At 47.9% G+C, this 19,528-nt stretch carries 19 protein-coding genes and 2 pseudogenes; 15 read left to right on the top strand and 6 right to left on the bottom strand.

What is annotated here, in order from left to right:
• Window positions 1–187: 187 nt before the first annotated feature.
• Complete coding sequence (gene nicX / locus BT_RS13230) at window positions 188–1,480, top strand: group II intron reverse transcriptase/nicotine-degrading enzyme NicX (RefSeq protein ID WP_011108394.1); 1,293 nt, start codon at window positions 188–190, stop codon at window positions 1,478–1,480.
• A gap of 163 nt (window positions 1,481–1,643) precedes the next feature.
• Here the strand turns inward: nicX and mobC are convergent, their stop codons facing one another.
• The 5 genes from mobC to BT_RS13205 all read right to left on the bottom strand — a co-directional run bounded on the left by mobC (window position 1,644) and on the right by BT_RS13205 (window position 6,153).
• On the bottom strand, window positions 1,644–3,689 hold the full coding sequence (gene mobC, locus BT_RS13225) for a conjugal transfer protein MobC (RefSeq protein ID WP_011108393.1): 2,046 nt from the start codon (window positions 3,687–3,689) through the stop codon (window positions 1,644–1,646).
• A gap of 38 nt (window positions 3,690–3,727) precedes the next feature.
• Window positions 3,728–4,984, bottom strand: coding sequence for a conjugal transfer protein MobB (mobB, locus tag BT_RS13220; RefSeq protein WP_073343669.1), 1,257 nt, complete (start codon window positions 4,982–4,984; stop codon window positions 3,728–3,730).
• Complete coding sequence (gene mobA / locus BT_RS13215) at window positions 4,969–5,391, bottom strand: conjugal transfer protein MobA (RefSeq protein WP_011108391.1); 423 nt, start codon at window positions 5,389–5,391, stop codon at window positions 4,969–4,971. The genes mobB and mobA overlap by 16 nt, the downstream gene beginning before the upstream one ends.
• 2 nt (window positions 5,392–5,393) lie before the next feature.
• A complete protein-coding gene (locus tag BT_RS13210) occupies window positions 5,394–5,618 on the bottom strand; it encodes a hypothetical protein (protein ID WP_011108390.1) in 225 nt (74 codons plus the stop codon).
• A gap of 109 nt (window positions 5,619–5,727) precedes the next feature.
• Window positions 5,728–6,153 carry a hypothetical protein gene (locus BT_RS13205; protein ID WP_011108389.1) on the bottom strand — a complete coding sequence of 142 codons (426 nt, stop codon included), beginning with the start codon at window positions 6,151–6,153 and terminating at the stop codon, window positions 5,728–5,730.
• A gap of 87 nt (window positions 6,154–6,240) precedes the next feature.
• Here BT_RS13205 and BT_RS13200 point away from each other — a divergent pair, with 87 nt between their 5' ends.
• The 3 genes from BT_RS13200 to BT_RS13190 are packed head-to-tail and all read left to right on the top strand — an operon-like array spanning window position 6,241 to window position 8,132.
• A complete protein-coding gene (locus BT_RS13200) occupies window positions 6,241–6,999 on the top strand; it encodes a ParA family protein (RefSeq protein ID WP_011108388.1) in 759 nt (252 codons plus the stop codon).
• Window positions 7,000–7,011: 12 nt separating this feature from the next.
• Entirely contained in the window at window positions 7,012–7,470 is a 459-nt protein-coding gene (locus BT_RS13195; RefSeq protein ID WP_008026391.1) for a DUF3408 domain-containing protein, read from the top strand.
• Complete coding sequence (locus tag BT_RS13190) at window positions 7,458–8,132, top strand: DUF4122 domain-containing protein (RefSeq protein ID WP_011108387.1); 675 nt, start codon at window positions 7,458–7,460, stop codon at window positions 8,130–8,132. The genes BT_RS13195 and BT_RS13190 overlap by 13 nt, the downstream gene beginning before the upstream one ends.
• Window positions 8,133–8,216: 84 nt before the next feature.
• Here BT_RS13190 and BT_RS13185 read toward each other — a convergent pair whose 3' ends face one another.
• The gene (locus BT_RS13185; protein ID WP_004297790.1) at window positions 8,217–9,224 is read right to left on the bottom strand and encodes a PDDEXK nuclease domain-containing protein; all 1,008 of its coding nucleotides are present in this window, start codon (window positions 9,222–9,224) and stop codon (window positions 8,217–8,219) included.
• 330 nt (window positions 9,225–9,554) lie between these two features.
• Between BT_RS13185 and BT_RS13180 the strand changes: the two are divergent.
• The 11 genes and pseudogenes from BT_RS13180 to traM all read left to right on the top strand — a co-directional run bounded on the left by BT_RS13180 (window position 9,555) and on the right by traM (window position 19,507).
• Window positions 9,555–9,936, top strand: a pseudogene (locus BT_RS13180) (DUF4134 domain-containing protein).
• Window positions 9,937–9,941: 5 nt separating this feature from the next.
• Window positions 9,942–10,262: a DUF4133 domain-containing protein gene (locus tag BT_RS13175; protein WP_004297787.1), complete on the top strand. Its 321-nt coding sequence runs from the start codon at window positions 9,942–9,944 to the stop codon at window positions 10,260–10,262.
• The gene (locus tag BT_RS13170) at window positions 10,259–12,658 is read left to right on the top strand and encodes a TraG family conjugative transposon ATPase (RefSeq protein WP_011108384.1); all 2,400 of its coding nucleotides are present in this window, start codon (window positions 10,259–10,261) and stop codon (window positions 12,656–12,658) included. The genes BT_RS13175 and BT_RS13170 overlap by 4 nt, the downstream gene beginning before the upstream one ends.
• 568 nt (window positions 12,659–13,226) lie before the next feature.
• Window positions 13,227–15,050: a reverse transcriptase/maturase family protein gene (locus tag BT_RS13165; RefSeq protein ID WP_005680466.1), complete on the top strand. Its 1,824-nt coding sequence runs from the start codon at window positions 13,227–13,229 to the stop codon at window positions 15,048–15,050.
• Between the two features lie 103 nt (window positions 15,051–15,153).
• Window positions 15,154–15,291 (top strand): annotated as a pseudogene (locus tag BT_RS25025) (TraG family conjugative transposon ATPase); the annotation flags it as partial.
• An 8-nt stretch (window positions 15,292–15,299) separates the two neighbouring features.
• Window positions 15,300–15,659 carry a DUF3876 domain-containing protein gene (locus BT_RS13160; protein WP_162303081.1) on the top strand — a complete coding sequence of 120 codons (360 nt, stop codon included), beginning with the start codon at window positions 15,300–15,302 and terminating at the stop codon, window positions 15,657–15,659.
• The gene (locus BT_RS13155; protein WP_011108382.1) at window positions 15,656–16,300 is read left to right on the top strand and encodes a DUF4141 domain-containing protein; all 645 of its coding nucleotides are present in this window, start codon (window positions 15,656–15,658) and stop codon (window positions 16,298–16,300) included. The genes BT_RS13160 and BT_RS13155 overlap by 4 nt, the downstream gene beginning before the upstream one ends.
• 3 nt (window positions 16,301–16,303) lie before the next feature.
• Window positions 16,304–17,317, top strand: a complete 1,014-nt coding sequence (gene traJ / locus BT_RS13150; RefSeq protein ID WP_004323338.1) for a conjugative transposon protein TraJ — start codon at window positions 16,304–16,306, stop codon at window positions 17,315–17,317.
• A gap of 21 nt (window positions 17,318–17,338) precedes the next feature.
• Window positions 17,339–17,962, top strand: a complete 624-nt coding sequence (gene traK / locus BT_RS13145; RefSeq protein WP_011108381.1) for a conjugative transposon protein TraK — start codon at window positions 17,339–17,341, stop codon at window positions 17,960–17,962.
• Window positions 17,959–18,258 carry a TraL conjugative transposon family protein gene (locus tag BT_RS13140; protein WP_011108380.1) on the top strand — a complete coding sequence of 100 codons (300 nt, stop codon included), beginning with the start codon at window positions 17,959–17,961 and terminating at the stop codon, window positions 18,256–18,258. Before traK ends, BT_RS13140 begins: the two co-directional genes overlap by 4 nt.
• On the top strand, window positions 18,209–19,507 hold the full coding sequence (traM, locus tag BT_RS13135) for a conjugative transposon protein TraM (RefSeq protein ID WP_011108379.1): 1,299 nt from the start codon (window positions 18,209–18,211) through the stop codon (window positions 19,505–19,507). The genes BT_RS13140 and traM overlap by 50 nt, the downstream gene beginning before the upstream one ends.
• Window positions 19,508–19,528: the final 21 nt, after the last annotated feature.

Below are 19,528 nucleotides of genomic sequence, written 5' to 3'. Positions count from 1 at the left end.
GTGGGAACCTGCTATAAGATGTTAACGGAAAATTCCAAGGGGCAGAACCTTCAAGGAAGAAAGTACGGATGCTTATAGTAGGGGCGGACTGACTCGTAGTAGTGTAGAAGTGCCTGTAATGGGTATGGAGCGAAGGGGTCAGCTTATTTAGCGTAAAAGTTAGTACAACTGATAAACAATTAGGAAGATGCAAAACGACAACGCAAAACCAATATCAATATCGAAGCAATTGGTTTATGATGCATTTCTGCGTGTGAAAGCAAACCGTGGAAGTGCAGGGATTGATAAGGTCACTCTTGAAGATTATGAAAAGAATCTGCGAGGTAACCTTTATAAACTATGGAATCGCATGAGTTCCGGCAGTTACTTTCCTCCATCGGTGAAGCTGGTAGAAATACCGAAGAGTACTGGTGGTAAACGTCCATTGGGTATCCCGACGGTATCTGATCGTGTAGCTCAAATGGCTGTAGTAATGCTGATAACCCCTTCTATCGAACCTTGTTTTCATGAGGATTCTTATGCCTACCGTCCCCATCGCTCGGCGCATGATGCTGTTGGCAAAGCTCGTGAGCGTTGTTGGAAGTATGCGTGGGTTCTGGACATGGACATCAGTAAATTCTTTGACACCATAGACCATGAACTACTGCTGAAAGCCTTGAAACGGCATACGCAAGAAAAATGGGTATTGATGTATATAGAACGTTGGCTGAAAGTTCCTTATGAGAAATCGGATGGAAGTCAGGTTGACAGGGCTCTCGGTGTACCCCAAGGCAGTGTCATAGGTCCGGTTCTTGCGAATCTGTTTCTTCATTATACCTTTGACAAGTGGATGGAAAAGAACTTTCCCCGTGTTCCATTTGAGAGATATGCTGATGATACAATTTGTCACTGCCATAGTCTTAAACAGGCTGAGTATATGCAAGCGATGATTCAACAACGGTTTGAGTGCTGCAGGTTGCGGCTCAATGAAGAGAAAACGAAAATCGTCTATTGCAAAAGTAGCCGTCAAAAGGAGTGCTATCCCAATGTGACTTTTGACTTTCTTGGATTTACGTTTCAACCCCGGGAATCGGTAGATAAGTATGGCAACCGTTTTACGGGTTTCCTGCCGGCTATCAGCCGAAAATCAATGAAACGAATCAATGAGACGATGCGCAGTTGGCACCTAAACAGGCACTCAAATCTCACATTGGAACACCTTGCGTCTGATATAAATCCTATCGTACGAGGTTGGATGACTTATTATGGTAAGTTTTATCCTACCCGTTTGAAGTGGTTTATGCAGACGTTGAACGGACGTCTAGCCCGTTGGGTAATGTGTAAGTTCGAGCGTTATAGACATCGTTTCTATCCTGCTCAAGAATGGCTTGCCCGTATTGCAGAGAAAGAGGGGCTTATCTTTTATCATTGGAAATGTGGCGCTCTGCCAAGATTTACCAATAAAGAAAAGGTGAGTTCCCAATTGATAATGGTTAAATAAGTAAAGCCGTGTGAAGCGAGAGTTTCACGCACGGTTTATTGAGAAGCTCGGGGTGAAACTCCCCTTGCTTACTCGGCGGTCGGAAAACGAAAAAGTAGGAAGAATACCAATTCGTTTTCCTCCTACTCGATTCTTTCAAAATTATGGAGGGGAAAATGCGCATTTATTCCTGTTTCCCGTTTCTCTTCTTTTTGTCATCTTCATTCTCCAGTCCCAGCCGCCTGCAGAGTTCCGGGTCATTTTTAATGCGTTCCATTTCCATGTTAATGATTGCCTGCGCATCCGCCTTGATCCTGTCATAGTTCCGTCCGATCTGCTGCGTCATGATGTCGTTTCCCTCCCTGTCCCTGAATTCATTGATGACGGGTATTTTTTTGTAATTCTTCTCTTCCCCGCTGACTTTTTCGTGGTCTACGATGATTTCGGCGTGGAATATCTTCTGTTCTATTTTCTCTCCGAAGTTGTCCGATACGGCACCAACGAATGTTCCTTGTGAAAGATTTGCTATCTTGGAGGCAGGAATAAGAGAGTCGAGTTGCGTGTTGATTGAGGTGGACACATCCTGCCGGTTGATGGATACGGACTGCCGCTTCTGGAGTACTTTTCCGAACCGCTCTGAAAGTGTCCTGGCGGTTTCCCCGACCACCTGGCCGCTAAAAATATTACCCACAGTATTTTGCACTACTTTGGATTCTTTTTCACCATAATCGCGGTTTAACTGGCTGAAATCCTGAAGGCCCAGACAGACTGCTACCTTGTTACTTCGTGCCGTGGCAATCAGATTGTCCAGTCCCCTGAAATATATAGTCGGTAATTCGTCAATGATTACCGTACTTTTCAGTTGTCCTTTTTTATTAATCAGCTTTACAATGCGGGAATTGTACAATCCCAGGGCCGCCGAATAAATATTCTGTCGGTCGGGATTATTGCCTACGCACAGCAATTTCGGTTCATTCGGGTTGTTGATGTCTAAGGAAAAATCATTACCCGTCATTACCCAGTAAAGCTGTGGTGAAATCATTCTGGTGAGCGGGATTTTTGCACTGGCAATCTGCCCCTGGAGCTGATCCTGAGCTCCGGATTTCCAGGCGTCCATAAAGGGTGAAAGGTAGTTCTCCAGCTCCGGATAAGAGGTTAATATAGTAAATAGATCTGAATACGGTTTGTTCAGCAGTTCCACCGCATGCGGGAATGTACAATAGATGCCGTTTTTGTAAATCTTTAAATACCAGATAATTGCCGCCAGAAGAATGATGGGTGATTCTACAAAGAAATCCCCCTGTTTCTCAATCCACGTTTTGTTCAAATTTAGCATGATTGTGTAGCTTGCTTCATATGCATCCGAGATGTCCGTCATGAACTCCGGATTGATAGGGTTACATCTGTGTGATCTACGCGGGTCATCGAAATTAATGACATAGAATTTGGGCTTTACCTTGTATTTATCCATATTGTTTAACAATGTGTTATATGCAATTATGGATAAATCGTCAAACTTGTAATCGTAAATGTAACAACTGTATCCCTTTGAAATCATCTGGCGTATGTAGTTATTTACCACTGCGTATGATTTGCCTGAACCGGGTGTACCAAGCACGATAGTTGCGCGGAACGGATTCACCACATTTATCCATCCGTCATTGAGTCTCCCCTGATACTGAAACTTTGTCGGCAGGTTGACTGAGTATTCATTTTCCATCAACCGGGTTTCCTGTTGGAAAGACTCGTTTTCGAGATTGAACACGTCCTCCATCAGGTTGTGCCTGTATAGACGGCTCATCCACAATCCTGCCATCAGCAGGCAAAGATAGCCGGGCACCAATGTGAATACATAAAGTGCGGTGACAGCCGCATGGGGCATGGGCAAATCCAATATCCACCAGTTGGGAAAGAAAAGGATGCATCCTGCGAAGAGTGCTGCATGGATTTTGTGCCGGGTGATCTTCTCGCCCTTGACACCTTTTGTTCCCAGACACGAGACGGCCAACAGCAGGATAGCTGCCAGTTTGCTCCATAGGACGCAATTGAAGATCCCGGTTGTATTGTTGAAGTTCATAATTATTTTGTCTATCACTTCCAGATTTAAATTCCAACTGGCAATGCTCGGATAACAATACACGTATACGTGTACTACCAAAAGAAAAATGCTCACCGCCCTTCCGAATTCCATTATTTTAGCGAGTGCTCTCAAATCGTCTTCCTGTTGCATAATACTTATGTGTAAATGGGGGTAATAATCAGTTTTCCTTAAATACCGCGGGACTTTCGTTTCGCTTTTCTCCTTTTCTTCATACGGCGTGCAAGGGCCTCCTCCCCGTAATCTACCGGATTTGTTTCCATGGAGAATATGCTTGCCGCCTGTTCCAATGGGCTTCCCGATTCCGCCTTGTGCGAATGGTGCTGCCATAGTTCGGTGCCGGTATGTGCGGAACGTTCTGTGGCAGGTATACCGTCCCACCATTTGAAAAGTTCATTGTAAATGTTTGCGGAAAATTCCTTGCCCATGCGCGAACCGTTAAATACTTCCCGCCTGTTATGGTCGATGAACGTGACACCGTAGATACGTCCCTGCTCATTTTCCCGGAATACTGCATCAATGCGGGCTTTCTTTAATAGTCCGGCCAGTTCTTCACGCGAACGTGCGTGCCGCATGGCATAAACCACCTGTGCATGAATAGTCGGCGCCCATTTACCATCCTTGAAATCCCTGGTGTGTGAAAGCATCCTCTTTTCCAGGCGTTCGTTTCCGAAACGTTTGCCGAAGCGTGAACTCTTGAAAGGTGGGCTGACCACTTTTCCGCTGTCATCGGTAGCCGAATAGATAATACCGGTATAAGGCTCGCCTTTGAATTCTCCCCGTACCTGTTTGGCTTCAATGTTTAGCGTGGATAACAGTGCACTGTATTCCCCGAAAGTCTGAAAGCGGTAACTTTCCAATACGGCTTTCAGGGTATTGCCTATCTGGTGCCGTACATCACCCTGGGTAGCATCCACTTTCTTCATTTCCGCTTTTTGATTCCGTTCTTCCATATCCGCACCGTTCCGCAGTCCAAAGTCTATTTCCAATTCCCGGCAGGCGGTCATGGAACGGCGATGCTCAAAAGAATCGTTGATTTTCCGTCCCTCTTCATCCACGCATACACTTACGATATGGATATGGGTATTGTGTGTATCACCATGCTTGTAAGCAATGTAGGGCTGGTCGCCATATCCCATCTTCTGCATATAATTCTGCGCCAGTTCCGCCAGCTGTTCATCGGTCAGCTTGTCCTCCGGTGCCGGGCTGAGTGCAATGTGCAGGACGGGCTTCTCCGTGTTCCTGTTTGCCAGCAGGTAATTCTCAAAGGAGAGCAGGGCGAGGCGCATGTCCTCGCCCGGTAGTCCCGGGCGGTCTGAAATCATCCGGTTGCCGGAGAGTATTTCAGCCGTCCCTTTCTCTACTTTCTCGTGATTGTAATGCAGTGCCCCGTACAGGCTGGCTCCATGACTTATTTTTGCAACCATTTCTTTTGGTATTCTTCGGTTAGTGCTATAACTTTTTTGGTCAGTAGCATCAGTTCAAGTGTCATTTTCTCCAGTTTGTAAAGTAGTGACATCGCACGTTTCTCCCCGAAATTGCTCCTGATGGCACGTACGACCTGGTTGTAGTTGTTACCGATAGTCTGGAATTGTCTGTGAAATTCCGTAAGGCGGATGTAGTAATCCATTGTCGCCTTGTCGATTTTAACCACTTTGATTGTGCCACCGAAGATGGCTTTTTTGATGAAACGTGTTTTGTCTTTTGCCTCTGATTCGGTAACCAACTTTTCAAACCGCATGTTTTCTCCGGCATTCAGGCGGAAGCTGTATTTGTAGTCCGCCGGATCGCTTTTGGGCTTTCTGCCCGTTTTTGCTCTCGATTCTTCCTTCATACTCATTGCATAATTATGGTCCGTCCTTTTTTCTCTTCCGGAATTTCCGACTTTGGAGGAAATTCCCCGACTGTCAGGTCGGGCAAGTGGTTTTCGTCGGACAGGATACTTCCTGTCGGACGAAAACACAACTTGCTATGTTCGTTTGAACATAGAATCCTCCTTCGTCGGATTGCTGCGCGACGTTCACGGCGTGCTGTAGTCCGATGAAGCATGGTTTCCTCCATAGTCTTATTCCGACTTTGCAAAGTTATGACTGATTAAGTGCTTGTGAAATAGAAGTTTATGTGACAAGTGATGACATCTGATGACATGTCATGTCAGGTGAAGCGGATTTTAGTTATTGTACCAAAAATCCGTTCTACTTTTGGCGTGACGCAATGCAGCAAGGGACGGAACGATACGGTATAAAAAATGCTTTATCAATGCGCTGCCTATGGTAGTGGGACAATACTGTGTATCCCGGTTGAATGTGACATTGGTCATGTATGGATACGGCACCGTTCCGATGCAATGATACGTAGGCGTATCGATGCCATGAGGCAGCTTTTGTATAGATACAGTCATACATAACGAATATTGGCGTATGGCATCAAAGGTGCATTCCGTTTTTAGTGTGACGCAAGGCTGCATGTATCGTATCGGTCCGGCACAAGAGAAGTCGTATTGATGTGGTGCAGACTGTGACGGGACGGTACTGTGTACCCCGGTTGGATGCGATACCGCCCATGTATGGAAATAGTGATACACAGCCGTATTCATGCTGCCGTATAGTATTGTGCGGCGTCACTTGATGTAAGGATACAGGCGAAAAGAAAATAAGTCATTAACCCTTAATTTCATGAAGTTATGAAGAAGGAACCTTTATTTGTAGCCCTCAGCAATCAGAAGGGCGGAGTCGGTAAATCAACGTTAACCGTGTTGCTTGCCAGCTATTTCCATTACCATAAGGCAAAGAACGTGCTTGTGGTAGATTGTGACTACCCCCAGCACAGCATGATGACTTTGCGTGAATGGGACATAAAAAATGTGGAAAAGACCCCTCGTCTGCAAAGTTTGCTGGTGGAGCAGTTTGGGGATACGGGCAGAAAGGCCTACAATATCCTGGCTTCCATGCCCGAACAAGCCAAGGAAACTGCCTATGGTTTTATAGACCGTTCCGATACCGAATATGACCTTGTCCTTTTGGACCTTCCCGGAACGGTCAATACCACAGGCGTTTTCCAGTCCATCATCAATATGGACTATGTTTTTACCCCGATCACCCAGGAGAGGATGGTCATGCAGAGCAGCATGTCATTTGTCCTGTCCATCCGGGAATATCTGCTTCATCACAAGGGAGTCCCCTTGCGTGATATCCATATGTTCTGGAATAAAATGGACAAGCGCGTCTCCAGGGACTTGTATGACGCTTATATGGAAATCATCCGTTCTTTGGGATTACCTGTATTGAATACGGTCCTTCCGGCTGCGGAGCGTTATAAAAAGGATGTCGGTTTGAACGGGCAGATATTCCGCAGCACCCTGTTTCCGCCTTCCGCCGCCGCTCTGAAAGGAAGCAACTTCGATCTGCTTGCCGCTGAAATGGAAACCATACTCGGACTTTAACCGGACATGACTATGGCAAACAAGAACAGATCCGTCTATAATGTGGACGAGGACGCGCTCAAGCGTATGGTAGCCGGAGATACAACGGCCTTGGAAAAGATAAGGAAACAGGATGAACGGCCGGAAGAAGATGCCGGTGCCTCCGGAGTGTCGGAAGAAAAAGAAAAGAAACCTGATGTCTCCATTGAGAAGAAACCGTTCGCGGGGAAGAAAACACCGCGGGCATACGGCTTTGATGATTACCGGGAACAATTCCTGCAACAGAAACTGACTGGAGCCAGAAGACAGACTTATATACATGATTCACTGTATAAGGTCCTGGCCAGGGTGCTTCCGGTTATTGCACCGGAAATGTCTGTCCCCACATTTGTGAACAGTGTATTGTCGGACCATCTGAAAAGGTATCAGGATATAATTAACGGAATGTATAATCGGGAAGCGACCCAAAAACCGGTGGAATGGGAACTATAGTTTATTTGTCGATACGCCTTGCCTGTGCCTGTTATATATTATATAAGGTATGTGGGCAGAAAAAGAAGATACGTGAAATTTGCGACCTGCTGTATGCGAAGTTACCTCCCGTAAAACAGAAAGAGCCGGAAAACGTCTTGTCGGAACCGGGCGGCGAATCCGGCGTCATGGGCAGCACCCGTTTTGTCTATCTGGATGAGGATGCCGGAAAGAGCGTTGCCCCCTATATGAGTCAGCCGTTGGAAACGGCTGCGGATTTTATAGGTGAGGAGGAAGATGTCGCTGAGGAAGAAGTGGAATGTAAATTACCGTTGGAGGAGATGAGAATGCTGAAAGAGGAACAGGAAGAACTGGACGGGACATACCCGGCAGTGGATGCCGTCTCACGGGCCGTAACGCCTGATGATCTTGACAATGCCGGCAATGTATTGTTTAAACTGAATGATGCGGACAAGGATGAGGGGAAATCCCTTCGTGCGGCTCTTACCCTGCACACCATCCGGGAAACGGACCTGTTTGAGATTTTTTCCTCCCAGGTCGAGAATAAGAATGTCATCGACAGTCTGATGGGAAAATATCTGGACGGGAACGGGAACCCTCTGCCCGTGCGGAAAACAAAATCTGTCGTACCTGTATCGGACGGTTGGAAACAATATCTGTGACCTTTCGGGTATACCAAAAGCGCATCCCGGAACAAATGCCGGGATGCGCTTTTATTTTTTCGTTTTCTTTACGGCTGTTTTCTTCTATTCCTTATTTCCGGACAATTCGTTGTTGATTAACTCTTTAATCTGTTTTTGTGGAATCAGGTAACTGTATTCGGAAACTCCGATCGGAGCCGTTGAACCTTGCAAGGCCACTTCCACTTCCACATTGTTCCTGTCCGCACACAATATAATACCGATGGACGGGTTTTCGTCCGGCATCTTTACCTGTCTGTCCAACAGGTTCAGGTAAAAGTTCATTTTCCCCACATATTCGGGTTGGAATGAACCTATTTTTAATTCCAGCGCTATCAGGGACCGGGTACAGCGGTTGAAAAAGAGCATATCCACAAAATACTCCTTATCCTCCAGTACCAGGCGGTACTGGTTTCCGATAAAGCTGAAGCCCTTTCCCATTTCGAGCAGGAACGTTTTTATCTTGTCCACGAGCCTTCTTTCCAATTCCAGTTCCAGTATGGGTTTTGTGATTCCCAGGAATTCCAGATTATACCTGCTTTTCAACATTTCCTCCGCCTGTTCCTGTAAACACTCCGGCAGGGTTTCCTTGAAATTATGCAATTTGGGTTGTTCCTCCCTTGTTGAGAAAGCGTCCGCTTTGATATAATTCAGCAGCACATCCCTTGTCCAGCCCAGTTCCGTGCTCCTTGTCGCGTAAAAGTATATTTCTTCCGGGTTCTTGCACTTGCTCATTAACAACAGGTTGTGTCCCCAAGGTAAAACTGCAACGCTCTGTTGCAGTTTTCGGCTTTCCCCGCAATATCGTTCATAAAACCGTTTCATTTCCCAAAGGTTCCTCGAAGAAAAGCCCGTAGTTCCGGGAAATTCTTTCTGCAAATCAGAAGCAAGCATTTCCACCACCTGTGCTCCGTATCCTTTGCTCAAATGTTGTGCGGACAGTTCCTTGCCGATGTTCCAATATAATTCCATTGTTGCACTGGTTATCTTGCGTGCAACCTGGATTCTTGAACTTTTGATTTCTGCAACGATGCGCTGCAGAATCTGTTTATAATCATATTGAACTGTTTCCATTGTCCTGTCAGTTTATTTGCCACGAAGATAGCAATAATATTCCGGAAAACATGGAACTGTCCTTTCTTCATTATGTTTCATTGGCATTCTTCGCTTCTGTTCTTTTGATGGAAACCAGCTGTTGTAAACGTCTTTTTGTTTTACGTTTAAGAAAGAAACTTCTTATAAACTTTGATGCTGTTAATGGAGAACTGACAAGCTCCGGAATTAAATTGCTTTTATCAATATGGTTTTCTGGCAGATATTAACAGACTTGTTTCTCTTTCAACCGGGCTGAAAGACGTCTGAGCTTTGTAAGATATGACATCTGCTGACATTTGCTGCCACCTGATGAAATGTTTGTATCATGGTCTTTTGTCCCCTCCTATATTTGCGTTCGAATTCAAATTTATGTCTCACCTTAAACGATTCTACAATGAGAAAGAGAATCCTTTTTTCAGTGCTTTTCGCGTTTTTTGCGGCCGGCTCTTTTGCGCAGGGGCAGGGGCTTGCTGGCATCAACGAAGCCACGAGCATGCTGACCTCGTATTTCGATCCGGCAACCAAACTGTGCTATGCCATCGGCGCGGTGCTTGGGCTGGTCGGGGGTATCAAGACCTACAGCAAGTTTTCAAGCGGCGATCCCGATACCAGCAAGACGGCAGCCAGCTGGTTTTTCGCCTGTATATTTTTGATTGTGGCCGCCACTATCCTGCGTTCCTTCTTCCTCTAGAGGCTATGGAATATGAGATAAACAAAGGCGCGGGTAATCCTTTGGAGTTCAAGGGCCTGAAATCACAGTACCTTTTTATTTTTGCGGGCGGGCTTGTCGCGGTGCTGCTTGTGGTGGTCATCCTTTATATAGCCGGTGTGAACCAGTGGATATGCATTCCTTTCGGGCTCCTGTCCGGTTCGCTGCTGGTCTGGCTGACCTTCCGCCTGAATGCCCGGTATGGTGAACACGGCCTTATGAAGCTGCTGTCGGGGAAACGCCATCCTCGTTATCTGATCCACCGCAGGAGATTATTCCGATTACTGACCAAAAGAAGAAAGAAATGAGAAATGTATTGAAAGCTGAAACGCTTGAACGTAAGTTCCCCCTGCTGTCTGTGGAGAACGGCTGCATTGTCAGCAAGGATGCCGACCTGACCGTGGCCTTTGAGGTGGAACTTCCCGAACTGTTTACTATGACTGCAGCCGAATACGAGGCTGTCCACTCTTCCTGGGTAAAGGCTGTCAAAGTGCTGCCGGATTTTTCGGTTGTCTGCAAGCAGGACTGGTTCACGAAGGAAACCTACCGTCCTGATTTCCGGGACGGTGAACAGAGCTTCCTGTCGAAAAGCTATGAGCGCCATTTCAACGAGCGCCCGTACCTGAACCACAAATGCTACCTGTATCTGACGAAGACCACGCGTGAGCGCAGCCGGCAGAGGAGTGACTTTAACAGCCTCTGTTGCGGTTCCCTTCTGCCCAAGGAAATGGTTGACAAGGACACGGCGGTCCGCTTTCTGGAAGCAGTGGAACAGTTCGAGCGTATCATGAACGATTCCGGTCATGTCAGCCTGCGCAGGCTGGAGGCGGATGAGATTACCGGCACTGAGGGACGTCCCGGACTGGTGGAGAAATATTTCTCCCTGTCGCTGGAGGATGAAACCGCCGTGCTTCAGGACATCTGTCTTAACCCCGGCGGCATGCGTGTGGGTGACAAGCGGCTGTGTGTGCATACCCTATCTGATACGGAGGACCTTCCCGTCAGAGTGTCCACCGATATGCGTTATGGACGTATGTCCACCGACCGCAGTGACTGCCGCCTCTCGTTCGCCGCTCCCGTCGGCCTGTTGCTTCCCTGTAACCATATCTATTCGCAGTATGTGTTTATAGACGATGCGCAGGAGATTCTCCGTACGATGGAAAAAACTTCCCGCAACATGCTCTCCCTCTCGAAGTACAGCCGGAGCAATGCGGTAAACCGGGAGTGGACGGAGATGTATCTGGATGAAGCCCATACGAAGGGCGTATTGCCCGTCCGCTGCCACTGCAACGTGATGGCGTGGGCAGAAGACAGGGAGGAACTCAGACGTGTGAAGAATGATACCGGCAGCCAGCTTGCCATGATGGAATGTACGCCGAGGCACAATACGGTGGATGCCCCGGTGCTCTACTGGGCTGGCATTCCCGGCAATGCGGGCGATTTTCCGGCAGAGGAGTCGTTCTACACCTTTCTGGAACAGGCCGTCTGTCTCTTTACGGCTGAAACCAATTACCGGAGTTCTTCCAGCCCGTTCGGCATCCGTATGGCTGACCGCCGGAACGGCATCCCCCTGCATGTTGACATCAGCGACCTGCCGATGAAACGAGGTATCATCACGAACCGCAACAAGTTTGTTCTCGGTCCCAGCGGTAGCGGCAAATCCTTTTTTACCAACCACCTGGTCAGACAATATTATGAACAGGGCACGCATATCCTGCTGGTGGATACGGGCAACAGCTACCAGGGACTGTGCCGTATGATCCATGACCGTACGCACGGTGAGGACGGTATCTATATAACGTATGAGGAGGATAATCCGATAGCTTTTAATCCTTTTTATACGGATTCCGGACAGTTTGACGTTGAAAAACGTGAGAGTATCAAGACGCTGATCCTGACTTTGTGGAAACGGGAGGACGAAGCCCCGAAACGTTCGGAGGAGGTGGCCCTGTCGGGTGCGGTGAATGCCTATATCCGCCGGATTACGGATGACAGGGCGTCCAGGCCGGATTTTAACGGCTTCTATGAGTTTGTCCGTGATGACTACCGCCGTATGATCGAGCAAAAGAAGGTGCGTGAAAAGGACTTCGATATTGACGGCTTTCTGAATGTGCTGGAACCGTTTTACAGGGGCGGGGACTATGACTTCCTGCTGAACTCCGACAAGGAACTGGACCTGACGAACAAACGGTTCATAGTCTTTGAACTGGACAACATCTCCTCCAACAAGGTCCTGCTTCCGGTGGTTACGCTTATTATCATGGAAACCTTTATTTCCAAGATGAGAAAGCTCAGGGGAATCCGCAAGATGATATTGATTGAGGAATGTTGGAAAGCCCTGATGTCCGCCAACATGAGTGAATACATCAAGTATCTCTTTAAAACCGTCAGAAAGTATTTCGGTGAGGCCGTGGTAGTGACGCAGGAGGTGGACGACATCATCTCCTCGGATATTGTCAAGGAGGCGATCATCAACAACTCGGACTGCAAGATACTGCTTGACCAGCGTAAATATATGAACAAGTTCGAACATATCCAGAAACTTCTGGGACTGACGGAGAAGGAGAGGGGTCAGATCCTTTCCATCAACCGTGCGAACCGTCCCGGACCTTTCTACCGTGAAGTCTGGATCGGGCTGGGCGGAACACACTCCGCCGTTTATGCGACGGAGGTCAGCGCGGAGGAGTATGCGGTGCGCCCGTAAAGGGAATTTGACGAATGTCGCTTTGGCAAGCGACTGGGCAAGTGTTTAAAATGCCCATTAACAACCGCTAACCGGAGGGGAAAACCCCACAAGGGAACATAGCACGTTGGTAAAGCCATAAGTCAGCCAACTGTCAGGCTGCGACCGAATGGCAAGTTAAAATGATAGATATGAGGATAAAGCCTGCATTGGTTGAACGATAGTCCGAGCAGTCGTATCCTTGGGCAATGACGGAAGACAGTTGAATAATTCTTCGGAATTATACCGTTATGTTGCGGTACTACACTGATGACACGTAGCAGGAGTAGCATAAACTTACCGCAAGGCAACTACCATAAGTAGTAAAGGACGAAAGTCGTATCCGACAATCTATCGAGCCAAATAGTCGTCAAATTTCTAAACGGGGATTGCCTAAACCGGAAAGCCAGTTGTAGGGCTATGGGGTCTGCCCCTGAATATCCGGCATGGCAACGGAGCTTCCATAGTAGTCTGAGCAGGGTAACGCCCTGTACATGGCGAAGGGGAGCAGCTAATTAAGTTTAACAATTTAAAGGAAGATGTGAGAGACATGAGAAATCCAGAAAATGTGTTGAACAGTCTGAGTAAACACAGCGGTAACTTGAACTATAAGTTTGAGCGGCTGTATAGAGTGCTGTTTAACGAGGAAATGTTTTATGTAGCCTATCAGAATATTTACAGCAAGACAGGCAACATGACGGCAGGAGCCGATGGTAAAACCATTGACGGAATGAGCATTGACCGAGTTGAACAACTGATTGGCAGTCTTAAAAATGAGACTTATCAGCCTAATCCGTCCAAAAGGACGTACATACCTAAGAAAAACGGGAAAAAACGTCCGCTTGGCATACCCTCTTTTGATGATAAGCTGGTACAGGAAGTAGTCAGAATGATACTTGAAGCAATCTATGAAGGTAGTTTTGAACATACTTCACATGGGTTTCGTCCCAAACGAAGTTGTCATACTGCTCTTATAGATATACAAAAGACATTCACTGCCGTGAAATGGTTTATTGAAGGCGATATTAAAGGATTCTTCGACAATATCAATCATGACGTACTGATTAATATTCTTCGGGAACGTATCGCCGACGAGAGATTTTTGCGGCTTATCAGAAAATTCCTGAATGCCGGATATGTGGAAGACTGGGTATTTCATAGAACGTACAGTGGAACTCCGCAAGGCGGGATTATCAGCCCAATACTGGCTAACATCTACCTTGACAAGTTCGACAAGTACATCAAGGAATACATCAATCGGTTCAATAAAGGGGTAACAAGAAAAGGCGACGCTCGATACAAGCTCTACGAACAGCGAAGATACCGACTGGCAAAGAAACTAAAGAATGAGAAAGATGTAAAGGTAAGGAAACAGATGACCGCCGAAATTAAGCGGCTACGAGAAGAACGGAACAACTATCCGGCACGTAATGAAATGGACAGCAGTATCAAACGGTTAAAATACGTGAGATACGCAGATGACTTTCTGATTGGAATTACCGGTAATCTTGAAGACTGCAAAACAGTAAAAGAGGATATTAAGAATTATTTGAATGAAGCTCTTAAACTGGAACTGTCAGACGAAAAGACACTGATAACCAATGCGCAGAAACCAGCGAAATTTCTCGGATATGACGTATTTATACGTAGGTGTAACGATTTACGTAAGGATAAGTACGGTAAAACGGTTCGTGCATTCGGACACAAGCCTGTATTGTACCTGAATTTTGAAACGATGCGGAAAAAACTCTTTGATTATAAAGCCGCAAGAATCGCGGTCGTCAATGGCAAAGAGGTTTGGAAATCCATCGTCAGAACGTACATGCTGAACTTGGATGACTTGGAAATAGTCAGTCAGTTCAATGCCGAAATCCGAGGGTTCTATAATTACTACTCAATAGCCAATAACAGCTATGTCATCAATTCTTTCTATCACATTATGTCATACAGCATGTATAAGGTATTTGCGAACAAATACAAATCATCTGTAAAGAAAATACTTCTGAAATATAAAAAGAACAAGGTTTTCCAAGTGGCATATGAAAATAGTAAGGGTAAGACACTTTACCAATCATTTTATCATGATGGTTTCAAACGCAAAAAGGTTGCAGGGAATATTTACTGTGACACTATTCCACGGACAGTTTCCATAACAGGTGGACGTAACAGCCTTATGGAAAGGCTGAAGCTCCAAGTCTGCGAATTATGCGGTGCTACCGATAAACTCGAAATGCATCACGTTCGCAAACTTAAAGACCTGAAAGGTAAATCCGACTGGGAAAAGAAAATGATAGCTCGAAGACGAAAAACTTTGGCTGTCTGCTCAAAGTGTCATGCAAAAATAGACCCCGACCGAAGAATCAGACTGAATTAATTAGTGGAGAGCCGGATACAGGGAGACTTGTAAGTCCGGTTCGGAGGCGAGTACTCGGAAACCTACCATAGAAATATGACAAGGCGCTGGGTGCTTAGCCTACGTGTACACGACCGAGGAATCCGAGAAGCTGGAACTCCATGAACTGACGCGGGAACTGGGCGGCAATCTGGAGCTTGCTGTCCGGCGGCTGGCTGAAAGGAAAAGAGAGGAACAAAAACAAGTATCAACCCCTAAATGAACGAAGTTATGAGAAACAGACAATTGGTAAGGCTGGCGGTATGCCTGGTCGGCCTGGCCGCCATGGTATTGCAAAGTTGTATGGAAGCAAACGGAACGGACTGTGACAGATTCTGCGGTTCGTGGAGCAGCGTGGAGGGTAAGCCTGACGTGCTGGTCTACAAGGAAGGCGGAGCCTATAAGGTGACGGTCTTTTCCCGCAGCGGAAAGACGCGTGTCCTGAAACCGCGGACCTACCTGCTGGTCGAGGAGAACGGCAACCTTTTCATCAACACTGGATACCGTATTGACGTGTCCTATAATGAAGCGACCGACGTGCTGACTTTTTCCCCCCACGGTGATTATGTACGTAATGAAAACAGACGATGAGAACGGGAGGCATATGGAAAAAGGCAAGCCTTGTTTGTACGGTGTTTCTGCTGGCAACCGTACAGTCAAGCGCTCAGTGGGTGGTTACCGATCCCGGAAACCTTGCCCAGGGTATCATCAACATGTCGGACAATATTGCGCATACCTCCAAGACGGCCACGAACACCGCGCAGAGCTTTTCCGAAACGGTCAAGATCTATGAGCAGTCAAAAAAATACTATGACGCCCTTAAATCCGTGAACAACCTGGTGAGGGACGCCCGCAAGGTGCGTGAAATCATCCTGATGGTGGGTGACCTATCGGATATCTATGTCACCGGCTTCGGCAGGATGATGAAGGATGAGAATTTTTCGGCAAGGGAACTGGACGCCATCGCTTCCGGTTATACGAAACTTCTGGAGGAGAGCAACGGCGTATTGCAGGATCTGAAGCAGGTAATCGATGTCAGCACCCTCTCCATGACGGACAAGGACCGCATGGACGTGGTGGATGAGTGTTACCGTGACATGCGTCGTTACCGGAACCTTGTCAGTTATTATACGAACAGGAATATCGCCGTGAGCTACCTGCGTGCCAGGAAGAGGAACGACATGGACCGCGTAATGAGGCTCTATGGTGATGAAACCTCCAGATACTGGTAGCCTATGGTGTTGTTGTCGATAGATTTTGCCAGCCTCCATACGATACTGGAGAGTCTGTACAATGAGATGATGCCTCTTTGCGAGGACATGCTGGGTGTGGCGAAGGGCGTTGCGGGACTGGGTGCCCTGTTTTATGTCGCCCTCCGTGTCTGGCAGTCAATGGCCCGTGCCGAGCCGGTGGACGTCTATCCGCTGCTTCGCCCTTTTGCGCTGGGTATCTGTATCCTGCTGTTTCCGACACTGGTGCTGGGAACGATGAACAGTATTCTAAGTCCCATTGTGCAGGGGACCCACAGGATGCTGGAAGGGCAGACACTGGACATGCAGCAGTACAGGGCGCAGAAAGACCGGCTGGAGAGGGAGGCCATGATGCGCAATCCCGAAACCGCCTATCTGGTCAGCGACGAGGAGTTTGACCGCCAGCTGGATGAGCTCGGCTGGTCTCCGGGAGATGCTGCCACCCGTCTGGGAATGTATATGGAAGTGGGCATGTATAATCTGGAGAAGAGTATCCGTGATGCTTTCCGCAGCCTGCTGGAATTGCTCTTTGCAGCCGCTTCGTTGCTGATAGATACGGTACGGACCTTTTTCCTGGTGGTACTTTCCGTGCTGGGTCCGATAGCCTTCTCCATTTCGGTGTGGGACGGCTTGCAGTCCACGCTCGGGCAGTGGTTCACAAGATATATATCGGTCTACCTGTGGCTTCCTGTCAGCGACTTGTTCAGTTGCATGCTTGCCAAGATACAGGTGCTCATGCTTCAGAACGATATTGCCGAACTGCAGGGAAATCCCGATTATTCACTGGACAATTCGAACTGCGTGTACATCATTTTCATGTTGATCGGGATTGTCGGTTATTTTACCGTTCCGACCGTTTCCGGCTGGATTGTCCAGGCGGGAGGTGGCGGCAACTATTCCCGCAATCTGAACCGTACGGCGACTAAAGCCGGTGGTTTCACTGCCGGTGCCGGCGGTGCGGCACTGGGTAATATCGGAGGGCGTATACGTGGAAAATAAACAATCAAAAACGATTCACAGATGGAATTCAAGTCATTGACCAATATTGAAAGCAGCTTCAGGCGTATCCGCCTGATGCTGGCAGCCTTTGTATGCTGCTGTACGCTCATTACCGGCTATTCGTTGTGGAGCTCCTACAGCTTTGCCGAGAAGCAGCGTGAAAAGATCTATGTGCTGGACGGCGGCAAGTCGCTGATGCTTGCGCTCTCGCAGGACCTTTCCCAGAACCGTCCGGCGGAAGCCAGGGAGCATGTGAGGCGCTTCCATGAACTCTTCTTCAGCCTTTCACCGCAGAAGGACGCCATCGAGCACAATATCCACCGGGCTCTGCTGCTGGCCGACAAGAGTGCCTACCATTATTATGTGGACCTTGCCGAGAAAGGGTATTACAACCGCCTGATTTCGGGTAACATCAACCAGGTTGTCCAGGTGGACAGTGTGGCCTGCGACTTCAACAGTTATCCCTATAAGGCGAGGACGTATGCCCGGCAGATGATCATCCGTGAGAGCAATGTGACGGAACGCAGCCTGGTGACGGAGTGCCGGCTTCAGAATGCTGTCAGGTCGGATGACAATCCGAACGGGTTCATTATCGAGCATTTTACCATTACGGAAAACAGGGATTTAAGGAGTGCCAACCGATGAGAAGAAGAAAATACCCGTGGAAACAGGCGGATATTCTGATACACCGATACTGCCGCAGACTGACGACAGGGCAGCGGTTGGCTGTCATCGCCGTTGCATTTGCCCTGTTTATGGCAGGCTGCCTGTATATGATCCTCTCTTCCCTTTCCGGTTTCGGAGAACCGGGCGGGGGATTACAAATTGAGCATATCCGCCCTTTGGATATAAAGCCGGAGAAAGATACAACCATTCACTTTAAAGACTATTATGATTATGGACATTCAGAAAATCAGGACACTGTTAGGCTTGTCTGCTGACAGACCTTTGAGTCCGGAGGAAAAATGCAGGCGTACCAGGTATATTGTCTATCCCGCCATGTGCCTGCTCTTTGCAGGTTCATTATGGCTGATTTATTCACCGTCGGAGAAGGAGAGGGCGGCGGAGGAGAAAGAGAAGGGATTCAATACGGATATTCCCTCCCCCGGACAGCAAAGGATGGACGGTAACAAGGTGGACGCTTATGAGCGTGAAGAATTGGAGAAAAAGGATAAGTACCGTAAAAATGCATTTCAGGAGATGGCCTCGCTGTTCGGCAGTTCCGGTAAGGATACGGTGCACCTGCCTGAAGGCATGGCGGAATTACCGGTGGAAGAGGCGGATAACCCCTCTACAGGTTCCCATAATACTGTCCGTTCTTCTGCCGGTGCCTACCGTAACATGAACCGTACGCTGGATAATTTTTATACCCGTGCGGAGAACTCCGAAAGGAATGAACTGCTCCGACGTATCGAAGAGCTGGAGCATGAACGGCAGATGAAAAAGCCGTCGCAGGAGACTACGATGGAAGAGAAAATGGCGCTGATGGAGAAATCCTATGAACTGGCTGCCCGGTACAACGGGAAACAGGCGACGACGACTTCTCCGGCAATGGATAAAAGACAGCGGACGGCTGTCAAACCGGTAAAACAGGTCCGGCATCAGGTGGTGTCTTCCCTGTCACAACCCGCGAGCAACGGGGAATCAGGGAACGGATTTACGGGGGAAAGGAATGTAGGGTTCAATACTCCTGTGGGGAAAGTGCTGACTTCTGACAGGAATACCATTCCTGCCTGCGTACACGGTACACAGACTGTTTCGGACGGTCAGGCGCTGCGTATCCGCCTGCTGGAACCGATGGTGGCCGATGACCGGTTTATTCCTAAGGGGACGATTCTGACCGGCGGAGCCCGTATGGAAGGTGAACGGCTTGATATCCTTGTTCAGGCGGTTGAATATAAAGGTACGGTTATTCCTGTAGAACTAGAGGTTTACGATGCGGACGGCCAGCGGGGAATACCGGTCCCCAACTCGATGGAGTATGATGCGGCACGTGAGATAGCGGCAAATATGGGAACCTCCATGAACGGCAGTATCAATATCTCTACGGATGCCGGGGCGCAGATCGCTTCGGACTTGGGAAAAGGAGTGATACAGGGCGTGTCGGGATATGTCGCTAAAAAGATGCGGACGGTGAAGGTCACTCTGAAAGCAGGACACAGGCTGTTGCTTCATTCTCCCGAACAGTGAGACACAAAAGCAGTAAAAGAA

Origin of the sequence: Bacteroides thetaiotaomicron VPI-5482, from assembly GCF_000011065.1 — a bacterium.
Classification (GTDB): Bacteria; Bacteroidota; Bacteroidia; order Bacteroidales; family Bacteroidaceae; genus Bacteroides; species Bacteroides thetaiotaomicron.
This window is presented reverse-complemented; position numbering and strand designations above follow the sequence as displayed.